Raw genomic sequence first — 13,790 nt, 5'->3', positions numbered from 1 at the left:
CGGGCGCGTACCTTAGGACACCCGCGAAAGCCGCTTCAACCCGCCTGGAACGCCGCCTTCATCGAACCCGTCTCGCGGAAGGCGATATGCCAGGAAAAGACCTGTTCCAGGATATGGGGTGTCTGTCCGCCGCGTTTCTTCGCCGCGTCGAAATAGGCTTGAAGGGCCGGGCGGTAGTCCGGGTGGGTGCAATTGTCGATGATCACCTGCGCCCGCTCGCGCGGCGCCAGGCCACGGAGATCCGCGAGGCCCTGTTCGGTCACCAGGATGTCGACGTCGTGTTCGCAATGATCGACATGGGTGACGAAGGGCACGACCGAGGAAATGTCGCCATGCTTGGCGATCGACTTGGTGACGAAGATCGAGAGATAGGCATTGCGCGCGAAATCGCCCGAGCCGCCGACGCCGTTCATCATGTGGGTCGCGTTCACATGGGTCGAATTGACGTTGCCGTAGATGTCGAATTCCAGCGCGGTGTTGATGGCGATGATGCCGAGCCGGCGGATGACCTCGGGGTGGTTGGAGATTTCCTGCGGGCGCAGGATCAGCTTGTCGCGGTAGCGGGCCAGGTTGGGCAGGACCTTGGCTTCCATCGCATGGGACAGGGTCATGGAAGCGCCGGAGGCGAAGAGCATCTTGCCCGAATCGATGAGCTGGAAGGTGCTGTCCTGCAGAACCTCGGAATACATCGTCAGATCCTTGAAGGGGCTGTCGATGAAGCCGTGGAGCACGGCGTTGGCGATGGTGCCGATGCCGCATTGCAGGGGCTGCAGGGCATGGGTCAGGCGACCCTTGGCCACCTCGCCCTCGAAGAAACGGATCAGATGGTCGGCGATCGCCTTGGTCTCGGCATCCGGCGGCAGGATGTTGGAGGTCGAGTCCTTCTTGCCGGTCATGACGATCGCCGCGATCTTCTCCGGCGGGATCGGGATATGGGGCGTGCCGCGCCGGTCGTCCGGGCGCATCACCGGAATCGGCTGGCGGTAGGGGCGCCGCGTGGGGATGTAGATGTCGTGGATCCCCTCGAGGTCCAGGGTCTGGTTGACGTTGATCTCCACGATCACCTTCTTCGCCAGGATGGCGAAGGTCGCCGAATTGCCGACCGAGGTGGTGGGGACGATGCCGCCGTCCTCGGTGATGGCGATCGCCTCGACGATCGCATAGTCGATCGGGCCGAGTTGGTTCGAGCGCAGCATCTCGACGGTCTCGGACAGGTGCTGGTCGATGAACATCACCTCGCCCGCGTTGATCGCCTTGCGCATGGCGGGATCGGCCTGGAACGGCAGGCGGCGCGAGAGGAGATGCGCCTCGGCGAAGGTCTTGTCGAGATCATTGCCGAGGGAGGCGCCGGTCATCAGCGTGATCTTCATCGGCGCGCGCTTGGCCCGCTCCGCCAGGGCCATGGGCACCGCCTTGGCCTCGCCCGCGCGGGTGAACCCGCTCATGCCGACGATCATGCCGTCCTCGATCAGGCTCGCGGCCTCGTCGGCCGAAACCACCTTGTCCTTCAGGCTGGCCAACCGGATGCGTTCTTGGCTCATATCTTTCTCCGCCGGTACGCGACGGTGGATAGTTAACGCCGGTAATTCACATTGGCACCTTGCGGAATTGCATGGCTCAGGCGCGTTTTCGCATGATTTTGACCAAAGTCGAATGACACCCGCGCCGCCGTCCGGGCCGGGCCGGCGGCGGCCCTAAGCGGTTGTGCGGCCCCGGTCTTGCCGCCATAGTGTCGCCGGACGGCAGGAAATCCGGGGGTTCAGATGCGGGGGCTGTGGCGTTTTCCGGTGAAGATCGTGGCGGTGATGGCGGTGGCGGCGGCCGCGATGGCGGTTTCCGTCGGCACCGTTCGCGCCGATGTGGCCGAACGTCGCGCGGCGCTCGAAAAGGTGCGGGACGGGCTGAACGATCCGGATCCCCTGGTCCGCCTGATCACCCTCGAGGAGGTTTCGACCAGCGAGGATGCGCTGCTCCGCAGCATGGCGCTGCGCCAGGCGATCGGCATCGCCGATCCCGATCTTCAGGCGCTGGCGGCCCGGATGTTCTTCAGCGGGCTCCAGACCTTCTCCCTCGACCTCGCCAATGCGCGCGTCACCGGTGGCGACGACGCCAAGGCCAAGCCGATCCTGACCCAGTTGCAGCAGACCGGGCTGAATTTCCAGGTCAGCGATTTCGATGTCGGCACCGGCGCCTTCAAGATCCGCTTCCAGGCCCATGGCGACCCGATGGACGGTCAGGTCACCGGCACGACGGTCTCGTTCCAGACCTATTGGCACAATTTCGCCAACTGCCGCACCTCGCTCCGCGTCGGCGAGGCGCTGGACCTCACGGGCACCATCATGTGCATCGACGGCGGCAATGCCGTAACGGCGGATGTGACGCGCAAGTTCTACTGAGACAGCGACAGGCCGAGATCGGCCAGACAGAGCGTTTCGTCCCCCGTCCATAGCGTGAGACGGATCTGGCGCGCCCTTCGGGGCGGCAGGGGACAGGTGATGGCCGCGCCCGCCGCCGCCGGATCGAGGGAACAGGGCGTTTCCACCGAGAACGGATTGTCCGGCGCGCGCCGGACCGAGGCGGCGATATGGCGGACACCGTCGGTCCCGCATGTCGCCGTCAGCGCAAGGCCGGTGACGACCCTTTCCGTCTCCAGCGCGACGACCAGGGACAGGCGCCCGTCCACGGGCGTGCCGCGCCAGGCCGCGCCTTCGAGCAGCAGGGACGGGGGCGCCCCCGGATCGGCGGCCGCGCCTTTTTCGATGACCATGGCGATCCCCGGCAGATCGGCGGCATCGGTGGCGGGGGCGCGTTCCGCGAGGCGGCGGATGACGTCGAAGCGCAGTGCGATGCCGATGCCGCTGGCGGGATCGACGTCGGTCAGCATGGCGATCATGGTGCCGTCCTGCGCCAGGATCGTGCTGCCGCTCATGCCTTGGCGGAAACGGTCGGCCGGGTTGCGCGGCCGAAAGGCGAGGACGGTGCCGGCGCCGGCATCGACCGTGGCGGCCACCAGTTCGACGGCCATGGTCCGCTTCTCGGCTGTGTCGAGACTGACCAGCTGCGCGTCGCGCAGCGTGGCGATGCGCCGCTCCAGATCCGAGGCGCCGAGACGCGACGGGGTGCAGATCGTGCCGCGCGGCACCGGCACCGTCATCAGGGCGAGGTCTGTCTCCGGATCCGGGCGATAGGGCGCGGTCAATTCGTATTGGCGCCCGGCCCCGTCCCCCGCGAGACCCCGGCCGCCCGCCGGCACGACATGGGCCGGCATGGCGACGCGGCAGGTGCCGTCGCGGGCGACATACATCCAGCCCTGGCCGAAGGCGCCGTCCGGGGATTCGACGCGCACCACTTCGGCCCTGGCCGGCACGGCGGCCAGCAGAACGGCCAGCAGCAAGGGGATCAGGCGGTCATGCGATCGGGGCATCGTCGTCACGTCGCAGCTTGCCGAAAAGGTCGCTGGCGCCGCCCATGGTCTGGATGATCAGGGAAAGCACGCCGACGAGAACCCAGAGAAAGACGATCGAGGGATCGGAGAACAGGCGCGCGAAGGTGGAGATGGCGATGACCTCGGGCTTCACCTCGACCCCCGGACGGACGAGGTGCAGGGTGGTCGCCCCGGTCGAGACCTGGACCGCGAAAGCCGCGCAGGCCCCGTCCGGATCGCAGGCGCCGGGGGTCACGAAACCGTGCCAGGGTGCCGGCCGGCCGTCCGCCGGCCCGGCGAACAGGCGGGAACCGCCGGGCAGTTCGATCTCGGAAACGGGATAGAGCGTCGCTTCCGCCCGATAGATGCCGATGTCGACCTCGACGGCGCGGCCATAGACGGCGATGGTGCCGGAGACGAGGGGCCGCGCCCCGCCCGACGGGTCCAGCACCTCCGGCCGCAGTTCCTCCCCCAGCACGGTCGGGCCGACCACCGGCAGGCGCCGGGGAAAGCGGCCCGGGCAATCGGCATCGGGCACCAGCCAGGCTTCGGCCGGCAGGGGGAGGGGCGGGCCGTCGCGCTCGATCCGTCCGGCCAAGGGCCCCGTGCCGCGCACGCCGACGACGAGGCCGATCTCCTCCAGGCGATAGGTGACGCGGGCATCCAGCGCGGGGACCAGCAGGCCCTGGATGCAGGCGGGGTCGTCGTCCGAATCCGGGTCGATCAGGCGCATGCCGCCCAGGCGGAAGGCGGCGAGGTCCGGGTTCATGACGTCGAAGCGCAGGCTCTCGCTCTCGGCCTCGATCACGCTGACGGTGGCGGGCGGCGGCAGGGTGATGGAGAGCACGACATAGGCAAGCCCGACGGCGATCGCCGCCACCGGCCAGAAGCGCGGCGCCAGCCAGCCCAGAACGGGGCGAAGGCGCCGGCCCAGGAAGCGCCGGGCGCGGGCCGGAAACGCGCCGGGTTCAGCCGCCATGCACCGCGTTCCGCCGCACCAGCACGTCGAAGCGTTCGACCGTGCGGGCCCCGGTCATGCCGCGCAGCGTGACCTCCAGGCGATAGGCGCCGTCGGCGAGTTCGGCCGGCAGCGCGATCTCGCAGGCGTAGTTGAAGGCGACGGCGGCGCCGTCCTCGGCCGGCGCGCAGGCGGCGGCGGCGACTTCGGCGCCGGCACCGTCGAACAGGCGGGCCGACGGGCGCCGCCCGCTGGCATTGAGCTGGAACGTCAGGCGGGCGAAATCCACCTGGGTGGCCGGCAGCGCCGGCACCAGCGCGCCTTCGGCGGCGGCGCAGTCGCGGCCGGTCAGGGCGCGGATGCCGATCTGGCCGACACCGTAACGCGCCAGTTCGCGGGCATAGCCGGTCTTGATCTCCAGCCCCGGCGCGGCCTCCCCCTGAGGCGGCAGGCGATAGACGTTTTCCGACCAATAGAGGCCGTCCTGGCTCTGCACCCGGACGCAGACGAATTCCGACGTCCGCGCCGCGCCCAGGCCGAGGCGCACGGAACCGGTCTCGAAGGTGCCGGCGGCGGCGAAGGAAAGCCCGGTCAGGAGCCGGCCCGAGACCGGCGCCAATCCGGCGAAGGCTTCGCGGTAGTCGCCCTCGGCCAGCGCCAGCGTCTCGGCCGCGGCGGCACCCGGCACGGCGAGGGCGAGAAGTAGGGCGGCAACGGTATTCGTCGGGCGGGAACGCAACCCGGGCATGGCTAGGCTCCTGAAGATGGTGGCAGAATAGCGCATTCCGGCGGTGCTGACGATTTTCATGGTGAGGTCACGTGGCGAGGACGAAGCTGATCAGGAATGCCACCGTCGTCGTCACCATGGACGCGGAGCGGCGCGAGATCGCGGGCGGCGGTCTCTATGTCGAAGACAACCGCATCATCGCCGTCGGTCCCGCGGCCGACCTGCCGGCAACGGCGGACGAGGTGATCGACCTTGCCGGTCACATCGTCGTACCCGGCCTGATCAATACCCATCACCACATGTATCAGAGCCTGACCCGCGTGGTGCCCGGCGCCCAGGACGGCGAATTGTTCACCTGGCTGTCCAGCCTCTATCCCCTCTGGGCCCGGCTGACGCCGGAGATGATCGACGTCTCGACACGGCTCGCCATGGCGGAACTGCTGCTGTCGGGCTGCACCACTTCCAGCGATCACCTCTACATCTATCCGAACGGCTGCCGGCTGGACGATGCCATCGCGGCGGCACGCGACGTCGGCATGCGCTTCCATGCCTGCCGGGGCGCCATGAGCGTCGGCGCCTCCAAGGGCGGCCTGCCGCCCGACAGTGTCGTGGAGGGGGAGGACGCGATCCTCGCCGATGCAAGGCGTCTGATCGAAACCTTCCACGATCCCGCGCGCCATTCGATGCTGCGCATCGCCGTCGCCCCCTGTTCGCCCTTTTCCGTCAGCCGCGACCTGATGCGCGAGGCGGCAACGCTGGCACGGGCTTACGGCGTGTCGCTGCACACCCATCTGGCAGAGAATGCAAACGACATCGCCTACAGCCGCGAAACCTTCGGCATGACGCCGGCCGAATATGCCGAGGACCTGGGCTGGGTCGGGCCCGACGTCTGGCACGCCCATTGCGTCCAGATCGACGAGGCGGGGATCGATCTCTTCGCCCGCACGGGGACCGGCGTCGCCCATTGCCCCTGTTCCAACATGCGCCTCGCCTCCGGCATCGCGCCGGTGCGGCGCATGCGCGACCGGGGCGTGCCCGTCGCCCTGGGGGTCGACGGTTCCGCCTCCAACGACGGCGGCAACATGATCGGCGAGGTGCGTCAGGCGCTCCTCCTGCAGCGCGTCGGCTTCGGGCCCGACGCCATGACCGCCAGGGAGGCGCTCGAAATCGCCACGCTTGGCGGCGCGCGGGTGCTGGGGCGGGACGACATCGGCGCGCTCGCCCCCGGCATGTCGGCGGATTTCGTCGCTTTCGATCTCTCGGCCGTCGGCTTCGCCGGGGCGGGGCATGATCCGGTCGCGGCGCTGGTCTTCTGCGCACCGGAACGGGTGGCATTGTCGGTGATCGACGGCCGCGTCGTGGTCCGCGACGGCCGTGTCGCGACCCTGGACCTGCCCCTGGTGATCGAGCGTCACAACCGGCTGGCGCGAGTGCTGGCGGCGGGGTGAACGCTTCCTGACGCCTCTTGCCCCCGCGTCGGGGCGCTCTTACCTTCGAAGGACATTCTCGATTCCGCGCGCCGGACCGCCCCCCGTCCGAGTCGCGCAAGGAGCAGCGTCATGATCGCGCGCCGGTTTTTAGCCAAGCGAGGCCTCGCCCTCGTCGTCGCCCTGCCGTTGCTGACGCCCGCCATGGTCGGCGCCCAGCAGGCCCAGGGGCCGGACGACCCCGACCGTCCCCCGCTGCTGTCGGCGCCGCCGCCCGGCGGCATCACCATCACGCGGCCCGCGGCGCCCGAGGACGGCGTTCCGATCCAGACCGATCCGGTGCAGGATTTCTTCACCCAGTATCCGCCGGAAGTGGTGCCGCCCTCGGCGACCCAGCGCCCCTTCACCAACGAGGGCAGTTCGGCGGTGAAATGAAATCGGGCGCCCCCCGCGGCCTGGCCGAGAAGGGGGCGCCCGAAAGCATCACGCGGCAAAAGCAATCACGCGGCAGGCGTGATCACTTGGCCAGCTTCGCCTTGATGGCGGCCAGGCGGTCGGTGACGGTTGTCGGCTTCGGGCCGGCGGCCTCGGCCAGCGCGGCGGCGATATTGGCGTCGTCTTCCTCGGGCTTGGTCGGCTTCAGCAGGCTCGCCTTGGCATTGGCCGCCTCGGCCGCCACCAGATCCTTCTCCGCCGAATCCTGCATCGCCTTCAGGGCGACGTTGAGGCCGGACGTGGTGCTGGCGAGGCCGGCGGCACGCTTGGCGGCATCGGCCTGACGCTCGGCCATATCGCGCTGCTGTTCGGCGCGGACCATCTGGCGCTCCGCGCGCTCGAGCTGGCTGCGGGCTTCCTTCAGCTTGGTGCCGGCGCTGGCATAGGCATCCTCGAGCTGGGTCAGGAAGGCCTGGGCGTCCTCGGCGTCGCCGACCTCGCGGTCGATATCGGGCGCCATTTCCTCGAGCAGGCCGAGGAGGCGGGCCAGGCTCTTTTCGAGATCGGCCTTGCGGTCCGGGTCATTGGCGGCGGCGGCCTGGGCCTGCAGGCTCTCGGCGGCGGCGAGGCGCTGTTCGGACAGCGCCTTGATCGCGTCCGCTTCCTTCTTCTCCTTGCCGAGGGCGAGGCGGGCGCGAGCGACTTCCGTGCCCAATTCGTCGAGGTGCTGCTCCATGGTGCGGAGCTCGGCCTCGGTCGCGGCCTGCGGGTCCCAGCGCACCAGGGCCTCGACCCCGGACTGGACCGCCTGGTCGGTCTTCACGCCGATCAGATTCTTGATGAAGGTGAACATGGCTTCCTCACTGCGTGGAAGGGTCAGGGAAACGGAAAGGGTCTCAGCCGGCCATGGCGCCGGCATTCAGGAGGGCGACGGCGATCTGCGCCGCCGCGAGGCCGAGGCCGGCGGCGACATTGCCCGCCTCCACCCCCGCCTTCAGGCCCCGGAACAGGAGCGCGACGACGACGAAGGTGACGAGCTGGATCGCCAGGGCGACGATGCCCCAGACGACGATGTCGACGAGCAGGCTGGAGGTCGCGAGGGTCGCGGCCAGCGGGATCGCCAGCGCCAGGATCGAGCCCGAAAGCACGATGCCGGCGGCGATATTGCCCTCGGCGATCAGGCGCCGCTCGTTGAAGGGCGTGATCGCCTGATAGATGGCGATGCCGATCGCCAGCAGGATGATGGTGGCGCCCAACTGGCTGAGCAGCACGGGCAGGCCGGTGCCCAGGGTGGCGAGGATCTGGTCGAAGGTCACCTGCATGGTCTCGTCCGTTGTGCGGCGCTCAACTCAGGGTGAGCGCCGCGGGGTTGAAGTCGATGCCGGCGTGAAGCTCGACGAAGGCCTGGGTCTTGGTCTGGACCGCCGTCACCAGCAGATATTCGATCTCGGGCGCCGGTGCCTTGGCGCCGGTGCGACGGCCATAGAGCATGGCGGCCTGATGGCGCTCGCTCTCGCCGCGCAGTTGCTCGATCCGTTCGGTGAACTGGCGCGGCTGGATGTGGCTCTTGCCCGGGGACCAGACGCGGTCGTAGCGCTGGCCGTCCTTGGTCTCGAATTCCGGCCAGCCGATCATGCCTTCCTGCTTGTCCAGCCAGAACGCCCATTCCTCGCGGTCGGCCGGCTGCACCTCGTCGATCCGCTTGAAGTAGCGGCATTCGGCCGGATTGCCCTCGCCGTCGACGACAATCTGGAAGAAGGACGCCTCGTCCTCGAGATAGAGCCGGTGATAGGTGCCGGCCGTATCGGTCAGCGTGCCGACGGCGTCGACGCCGATGGTGCCATTGTCGGAGAGCGCCTTGGGCGCCGTCACCTTGGTGGCGCCCTCCGCCAGCACGAAGGCGGTCGGGTCCAGCACCATGGGCATGCCGACGCGGAACAGATCGGGCCGATAGACGGCGCCGGACATCTTGTTGCGCAGGATCGCCGTGGCGGTCCCCAGCGCGCTGCCGTCGCCGCCGACGGTGCGGGGCGGGGGGGCGCCCCTGGAGGATCGTTTGCGCATCGCGTTCCAGGCCATGAAGACGACGATACCGAGGATCAGCAGAGCGATGACGAGGCCGAGGGAACCGCCTCCGGGCGTGCCCTGGTCGCGCGCCAGATCCGCCGGGATTCGTCCGGCATTGGCGGGATCGCCGCGCCCCGCCGCCAGTTCGCGGTCGAGGGCGGCGAGCTTCCCCCGCATCTCGGGATCGCGGGCGGCGGCGCGTTCGGCATCGGCGCGCCAGGCGCGATAGCCGGCGTCGTCGCGGTTGTCGCGGAAGAAATCGGCGTGGCCGCGATCGTTCAGCGTATCCAGCAGATACCACAGCATCACTGCATCGAAGACGCCGTAGCGCGAGCGTCCGACGGTGCTGGGCGTCCGATAGTCGCGCGAACCATAGCCGTCATAGCCATAGTCGTAATCGCGGTTGCGGGTCGTGCCGGTGCCGGTCGTGCTGGGGCGCCGCGTCGTCGTGCCGCCGGAATCCCGCGTCGACGGCGTGCGCGGCGGGGCCAGGAAATCGTCGAGGGCGCTGCGCGACTGCCCGCGCGAGGCATCGCGGTCGGAGCCGCTGCCGGACGACCAGCCGTCGAACAGGCCGCCGCCCGATGATCCGCCGCCGGGCCTGGCATAGCCGCCGCTCGACCCGCCGCCGCCGAAGGACGGGGTGCGCGTGGCGCCGCCGCCGCCGGGCCGGCTGTAGCCCCCGCTCGACGAACTGCGCGCCTCGGCCGGCGCGGGGGCCAATGCGGCGACGGTGACGACGGCGCCCGAGACGGCCGCGCCGATACCCGAAAGCGCCGGCAGGTTGGGCGCGCAGGCGACGGCGGCGGACAGTAGAAGAGCCGCGAGCCCACGCCCGCGGCGGCTTCCCCGATGGCCGGTCATGGCGGCGACGCCGTCAGGACGTCGTGTCGCTCAATAGGTCAGGGTGGGGGGCAGGTCCTTGGCCTGTTCGACCCAATTGGCTACTTCGGATTCGCTCGGCAGGCGACGCACCAGATTCTTGGCCTCGTTCACCTCGGCCATCTTCTTGTGCAGGTTGGCCGGCACGCGGTGCTTCAGTTCCTTCACGGTGTCGACGCCGGAGGCTTCCAGAAGGTCGCCATATTCCTCGCCCACGCCCTTGATCCGCATCAGGTCGGAGCGGTTGGCCCATTCCAGGATCTGCTTGGTGGTCAGACCGGTCTTTTCGGCCAGCGCGCTGCGCCCGGCGGGGCTGGCCGCCGCTGCCAGCAGATCGCCGGTGGTGTCGATCCCGGCTTCCTTCAGCTTGGCACCGAACACAGGGCCGATGCCCTCGATCTTCTCGATCGGATAAGACGACATGGAGCGACTCCCCTTCGCTGACGTGCCAGATTCCTTCGGCCAGCTTCCTTTGGCCAGATTCGCCCGCGTGCCAGACGCGGCGTGCCGAGGGTACAACCTGAACCCGGCTTGGCAATTGTCAAAACTCGCCAATCCGCGAATGCGGATCATTTTTCCTCATCGCGCTTCGGCGAAACGGCGAGCGGCCACCCGGCGTTTCGTCGCACCGTTGTGCGGCATTCGGCAGGGGCGGCAAAGGGATTGGTGCCCCCGGCAGGGATTGAACCCGCGACCTTCGGTTTACAAAACCGCTGCTCTACCGCTGAGCTACAAGGGCATGCCATCGGGATGGCTGGAATAGGGCGTATATGTCGCCGCCCGCGTCGAACCAGTCAATGGCGAACTTCCGCCGTTTCCTCGGCCGTCCGGGCGGCGGGGCGCAGGCAGCGGTAGGCGATGAGGGCGGGGACGATCATGGCGCCCAGCACGCCGACATAGAACAGGAAGAAGGCGAACTGGTTGGTCAGGGGCCCGCCGAACTGTAGGCCCCGGCTTTCGGGGAACAGGGGATCCAGCGCCGAGGCGACGACGATGGTCCAGGCGATGACGATCATGGCAAGGGCGATCCGGCGCCGGCCCTTCGCGCCGAACGGCAGCAGGGGCAGGACGGCGCAGGTCAGCCACAGCAGGAGGCCGTTGGCGATGCCTTCCATATGGGCCATGCGCCAGGCGTCATAGGTGCCGGGCATCTGATAGTCGACTTCCCACGGAATGGGCCAGAGCGCGATCTTGCCCATCAGGAAGAACAGGAAGCCGAAGCCGATCACGCCGGCGGCGAAGATCAGCAGGGCGCCGTGGCCGATCAGCATCCGCTGGACCGCCTTGATGTTCTGTTGGTCGTTCATGTCTTCCTTCCCTCGTCGTCGGCGCTTTTCTTCAGGCGAAGCGTGCGGGTATGTCGGGATCGGCCGTATCCAGAAGCGGGATGTGCTGGGCCGGCAGGCCGGCATAGGCCTCCGTCCACTGGCGGACCCAGTCGGGATCGGACACCCGGTCCGGGTGATGGCCCGGCCGCATCGAGCCGACGAGCAGCCGGCCGACGTTGATCAGGAAGGCGGCGCCCATGCGCATGGTGCGCAGCCGGCTGCGCCAGTCGCGCCAGCGCCCGTCCTTCTTCAGCATGAGGACATAGGCTTTGCGGCTGTATTTCATGACATGCAGGCTGCCGCAGACGATGCCCCAGACACGCGGCCAGTAATCGTCGTAGAGCGCCTTGTAGAGATCGAAGGCGACGGTCTTGTGCTCGGTCTCCTCCACCATGTGCCACAGCACGAAGGAGGTCACGGCAGGGTCGGCGCCGCCGAACAGGTCCCGGCGGTTGGTGATCAGCCATTCCGTGATGCCCATGGTCATGGTCTCGAAGCCGGCCGTATAGGCGACCCGCCAGCGCAGCGGCTTTTCCTGGATGCGGGCGAAATCGGCTTCCATTTCCGCTTCGACGTCCGCCAGTTCGGGATAGCCCTTGGCCTTCAGAAGCTCGTTGTAGCGTCGGTGGTTCTGATAGTGCTGGCCTTCCTGGGCGATGAAGCCGCGGATGTCTTCCTTCAGGCCGGGGTCTTCGACCTGCGCCATCGCCTCGCGGGCCGTCCGGATCAGAAAGGGTTCGAGATAGGGCATGGTCAGCGAGGCACCGTTGACCATATGGCTCCATTCCGGCTTCGCGGGGTTCCAGACCGGGTCGATGCGCTCGTCGAAGGCGAAGGGTATCCTGCGGACGACGATGTCGTGCGGCTTGGTCGTTGCCGTCATTGTTTGGGCCTCCCTTTCTTATTGTCGAGCGGGACGACCGTGTCGAACCGCGCGATGTTCTCGGGCGAGAGGGCCTGCAAGGTCTCCTCGCACCATTGCGCCCATTCGCGCTCGTAGCGCAGCCCGATCTCGAGACCGCGCAGCCGGCCGAGTTCGCCGAGGGTCCGGGGCCTCGCCTCGGCCGCGATCCGGCTGAATTTCGCCAGGCGTTCCCGATGGCCTTCGAGGCGCTGGTTCAGATGCTCCAGCAGGGCATCCATGTCCATGTGCTCGAGACCGTAGAGGCGGACCAGGAAGTCATCCTTCACGGGGTCCGCCGCCGCCGGCTGGCGCGACCATTCCAGCAGCGCCTCGCGGCCCTTGTCGGTGACGGAATAGAGGATGCGGTTCGGCCGCCCGGATTGTGGCACGTGCTCGCTGGTGACGAGGCCGCGATCCTTCAGCTTGGCGAGTTCGCGATAGATCTGGGAATGGGTGGCGCGCCAGAAGAAGCCGATGGTCTCGTCGAAATGCTTCGCGAGGTCGTAGCCGGACATCGGTCCGTCGCCGAGGCTGACGAGAATTGCGTCACGCAGCGCCATTGTCTGATCTCCCCGCAAGTTTCATATGACACTTTGCACATATGGTCAAGGTGCGGGGGCAGGGCGCGGAGCGCCGCCGCCCGCCGCCGGCGGGGCGGGAGCGATGGCGCCGGTTGCGGAACCGGGGGGCGATCAGTCGAGGTATTGGACGCCGGTCAGCCGTTCCGAGAGAGCCCAGAGCTTGCGCCCGGTCTCGGGATTGCGGGCCTTCTGCAGGGCGCGGGCCGGTTTCGGCACCCGGCCCCAGAGTTCACCCATGCCGTCGGGCCCCCAGTAGGAGCCGGCGTCGACCCCGGGGGCCGTCGCCGCATGCAGGATCGGGATGGCGCCCCGATCGGCCGATTGGGCGAAGAAGGCACCGCCCGCCGCCATGGCCATTTTGCCGAGACGCGAATTCTCCATGCGCGGGCCGGCCATCAGGAGGTTGGTGGCGGCGAAGCCCGGATGGGCGGCGACCGAGATCGGCGCGCTGTCCGCCGCCTTCAGGCGCCGGTCCAATTCATGGGCGAAGACCAGATTGGCGAGCTTGGCCTGGCCGTAGGCCTGCCACTTGTCGTAGCGCCGTTTCTCCCAATTCAGATCCTCGGCGTCGATCAGGCCCATCTTGTGGGCGAGGCTGGCGACGGTGACGACACGGGCCCCCGGCGTCCTTGCGAGGAGCGGCAGCAGGCGGCCGGTCAGGGCGAAATGGCCGAGGTGGTTGGTGCCCACCTGCATCTCGAAGCCGTCCCGCGTCCGCGTGAGCGGCAGGGCCATCACGCCCGCATTGTTGACGAGCAGGTCGAGGCTTTCGAGGTCGGCCGCCAGCGCCGTGGCGAAACTCTCCACCGATTGCAGGTCGGCGAGGTCGAGATGGCGGAATTCGGCCTGGGCGCCCGGGTGATTGGCGCGGATGGCGTCGACCGCCGGCTCGGCCTTGGCGCCGTCGCGGCAGGCCAGGATCACGCGGGCGCCGCGCGCCGCCAGGACATTGGCGGTGTGATAGCCGAGGCCCGAATTGGCGCCGGTGACGACGGCCGTCCGGCCGCTCTGATCGGGCACGTCGTTGATCGTCCAGGCCATGTCTCTTCCCCCCGGT

Annotated in this window: 15 protein-coding genes and 1 tRNA gene; 3 read left to right on the top strand and 13 right to left on the bottom strand. The window is 68.6% G+C overall.

Translation table 11 applies throughout. The annotated features are described in order from the left end of the window. Nucleotides 1-35: 35 nt before the first annotated feature. On the bottom strand, nucleotides 36-1,541 hold the full coding sequence (locus L2U69_RS16175) for an acetyl-CoA hydrolase/transferase family protein (protein ID WP_236108162.1): 1,506 nt from the start codon (nucleotides 1,539-1,541) through the stop codon (nucleotides 36-38). 222 nt (nucleotides 1,542-1,763) lie between these two features. On the opposite strand from L2U69_RS16175, the gene L2U69_RS16170 reads away from it, so the two are divergent. Beyond that, entirely contained in the window at nucleotides 1,764-2,396 is a 633-nt protein-coding gene (locus L2U69_RS16170) for a hypothetical protein (RefSeq protein ID WP_236108161.1), read from the top strand. Here L2U69_RS16170 and L2U69_RS16165 read toward each other — a convergent pair. From L2U69_RS16165 to L2U69_RS16155, 3 genes are read right to left on the bottom strand one after another with little or no spacing between them, the layout of a single operon-like run. Next, entirely contained in the window at nucleotides 2,390-3,424 is a 1,035-nt protein-coding gene (locus tag L2U69_RS16165) for a hypothetical protein (protein WP_236108160.1), read from the bottom strand. The genes L2U69_RS16170 and L2U69_RS16165 overlap by 7 nt on opposite strands. Then, complete coding sequence (locus L2U69_RS16160) at nucleotides 3,408-4,403, bottom strand: hypothetical protein (protein WP_236108159.1); 996 nt, start codon at nucleotides 4,401-4,403, stop codon at nucleotides 3,408-3,410. Before L2U69_RS16160 ends, L2U69_RS16165 begins: the two co-directional genes overlap by 17 nt. After that, entirely contained in the window at nucleotides 4,393-5,130 is a 738-nt protein-coding gene (locus tag L2U69_RS16155) for a hypothetical protein (protein ID WP_236108158.1), read from the bottom strand. Before L2U69_RS16155 ends, L2U69_RS16160 begins: the two co-directional genes overlap by 11 nt. Before the next feature lie 71 nt (nucleotides 5,131-5,201). Between L2U69_RS16155 and L2U69_RS16150 the strand changes: the two genes are divergently transcribed. Further along, nucleotides 5,202-6,557, top strand: a complete 1,356-nt coding sequence (locus L2U69_RS16150; RefSeq protein WP_329605419.1) for an 8-oxoguanine deaminase — start codon at nucleotides 5,202-5,204, stop codon at nucleotides 6,555-6,557. A gap of 111 nt (nucleotides 6,558-6,668) precedes the next feature. Then, complete coding sequence (locus L2U69_RS16145) at nucleotides 6,669-6,971, top strand: hypothetical protein (protein ID WP_236108157.1); 303 nt, start codon at nucleotides 6,669-6,671, stop codon at nucleotides 6,969-6,971. An 82-nt stretch (nucleotides 6,972-7,053) separates the two neighbouring features. Here the strand turns inward: L2U69_RS16145 and L2U69_RS16140 are convergent, their stop codons facing one another. The 9 genes from L2U69_RS16140 to L2U69_RS16100 form a co-directional block, all read right to left on the bottom strand. Beyond that, nucleotides 7,054-7,824, bottom strand: a complete 771-nt coding sequence (locus L2U69_RS16140) for a hypothetical protein (protein WP_236108156.1) — start codon at nucleotides 7,822-7,824, stop codon at nucleotides 7,054-7,056. Nucleotides 7,825-7,867: 43 nt separating this feature from the next. Continuing rightward, nucleotides 7,868-8,293, bottom strand: a complete 426-nt coding sequence (locus L2U69_RS16135) for a DUF350 domain-containing protein (RefSeq protein WP_236108155.1) — start codon at nucleotides 8,291-8,293, stop codon at nucleotides 7,868-7,870. 22 nt (nucleotides 8,294-8,315) lie between these two features. After that, nucleotides 8,316-9,902, bottom strand: a complete 1,587-nt coding sequence (locus tag L2U69_RS16130; protein WP_236108154.1) for a DUF2491 family protein — start codon at nucleotides 9,900-9,902, stop codon at nucleotides 8,316-8,318. A gap of 30 nt (nucleotides 9,903-9,932) precedes the next feature. Then, the gene (locus tag L2U69_RS16125) at nucleotides 9,933-10,343 is read right to left on the bottom strand and encodes a DUF4332 domain-containing protein (RefSeq protein WP_236108153.1); all 411 of its coding nucleotides are present in this window, start codon (nucleotides 10,341-10,343) and stop codon (nucleotides 9,933-9,935) included. A 241-nt stretch (nucleotides 10,344-10,584) separates the two neighbouring features. Continuing rightward, nucleotides 10,585-10,659 (bottom strand) — tRNA-Thr (locus tag L2U69_RS16120). A gap of 55 nt (nucleotides 10,660-10,714) precedes the next feature. Continuing rightward, a complete protein-coding gene (locus L2U69_RS16115) occupies nucleotides 10,715-11,227 on the bottom strand; it encodes a hypothetical protein (protein WP_236108152.1) in 513 nt (170 codons plus the stop codon). A gap of 31 nt (nucleotides 11,228-11,258) precedes the next feature. After that, entirely contained in the window at nucleotides 11,259-12,131 is an 873-nt protein-coding gene (locus L2U69_RS16110; RefSeq protein ID WP_236108151.1) for a metal-dependent hydrolase, read from the bottom strand. After that, nucleotides 12,128-12,712: a PadR family transcriptional regulator gene (locus L2U69_RS16105; RefSeq protein ID WP_236108150.1), complete on the bottom strand. Its 585-nt coding sequence runs from the start codon at nucleotides 12,710-12,712 to the stop codon at nucleotides 12,128-12,130. Before L2U69_RS16105 ends, L2U69_RS16110 begins: the two co-directional genes overlap by 4 nt. A 132-nt stretch (nucleotides 12,713-12,844) precedes the next feature. Further along, nucleotides 12,845-13,774: an oxidoreductase gene (locus L2U69_RS16100; protein WP_236108149.1), complete on the bottom strand. Its 930-nt coding sequence runs from the start codon at nucleotides 13,772-13,774 to the stop codon at nucleotides 12,845-12,847. Nucleotides 13,775-13,790: the final 16 nt, after the last annotated feature.

The organism is Zavarzinia marina, assembly GCF_021568905.1.
GTDB lineage: Bacteria > Pseudomonadota > Alphaproteobacteria > Zavarziniales > Zavarziniaceae > Zavarzinia > Zavarzinia marina.
Note: the sequence above shows the minus strand (reverse complement) of the source record. Positions and strands in the feature narration are given on the sequence as shown.

Coding starts and splice junctions, on each gene's coding strand:
- L2U69_RS16165 (WP_236108160.1), bottom strand. CDS start 3,424: ATGCCCCGATCGCATGACCGCCTGATCCCCTTGCTGCTGGCCGTTCTG.
- L2U69_RS16145 (WP_236108157.1), top strand. CDS start 6,669: ATGATCGCGCGCCGGTTTTTAGCCAAGCGAGGCCTCGCCCTCGTCGTC.
- L2U69_RS16110 (WP_236108151.1), bottom strand. CDS start 12,131: ATGACGGCAACGACCAAGCCGCACGACATCGTCGTCCGCAGGATACCC.
- L2U69_RS16115 (WP_236108152.1), bottom strand. CDS start 11,227: ATGAACGACCAACAGAACATCAAGGCGGTCCAGCGGATGCTGATCGGC.
- L2U69_RS16170 (WP_236108161.1), top strand. CDS start 1,764: ATGCGGGGGCTGTGGCGTTTTCCGGTGAAGATCGTGGCGGTGATGGCG.
- L2U69_RS16175 (WP_236108162.1), bottom strand. CDS start 1,541: ATGAGCCAAGAACGCATCCGGTTGGCCAGCCTGAAGGACAAGGTGGTT.
- L2U69_RS16100 (WP_236108149.1), bottom strand. CDS start 13,774: ATGGCCTGGACGATCAACGACGTGCCCGATCAGAGCGGCCGGACGGCC.
- L2U69_RS16105 (WP_236108150.1), bottom strand. CDS start 12,712: ATGGCGCTGCGTGACGCAATTCTCGTCAGCCTCGGCGACGGACCGATG.
- L2U69_RS16140 (WP_236108156.1), bottom strand. CDS start 7,824: ATGTTCACCTTCATCAAGAATCTGATCGGCGTGAAGACCGACCAGGCG.
- L2U69_RS16130 (WP_236108154.1), bottom strand. CDS start 9,902: ATGACCGGCCATCGGGGAAGCCGCCGCGGGCGTGGGCTCGCGGCTCTT.
- L2U69_RS16160 (WP_236108159.1), bottom strand. CDS start 4,403: ATGGCGGCTGAACCCGGCGCGTTTCCGGCCCGCGCCCGGCGCTTCCTG.
- L2U69_RS16135 (WP_236108155.1), bottom strand. CDS start 8,293: ATGCAGGTGACCTTCGACCAGATCCTCGCCACCCTGGGCACCGGCCTG.
- L2U69_RS16155 (WP_236108158.1), bottom strand. CDS start 5,130: ATGCCCGGGTTGCGTTCCCGCCCGACGAATACCGTTGCCGCCCTACTT.
- L2U69_RS16125 (WP_236108153.1), bottom strand. CDS start 10,343: ATGTCGTCTTATCCGATCGAGAAGATCGAGGGCATCGGCCCTGTGTTC.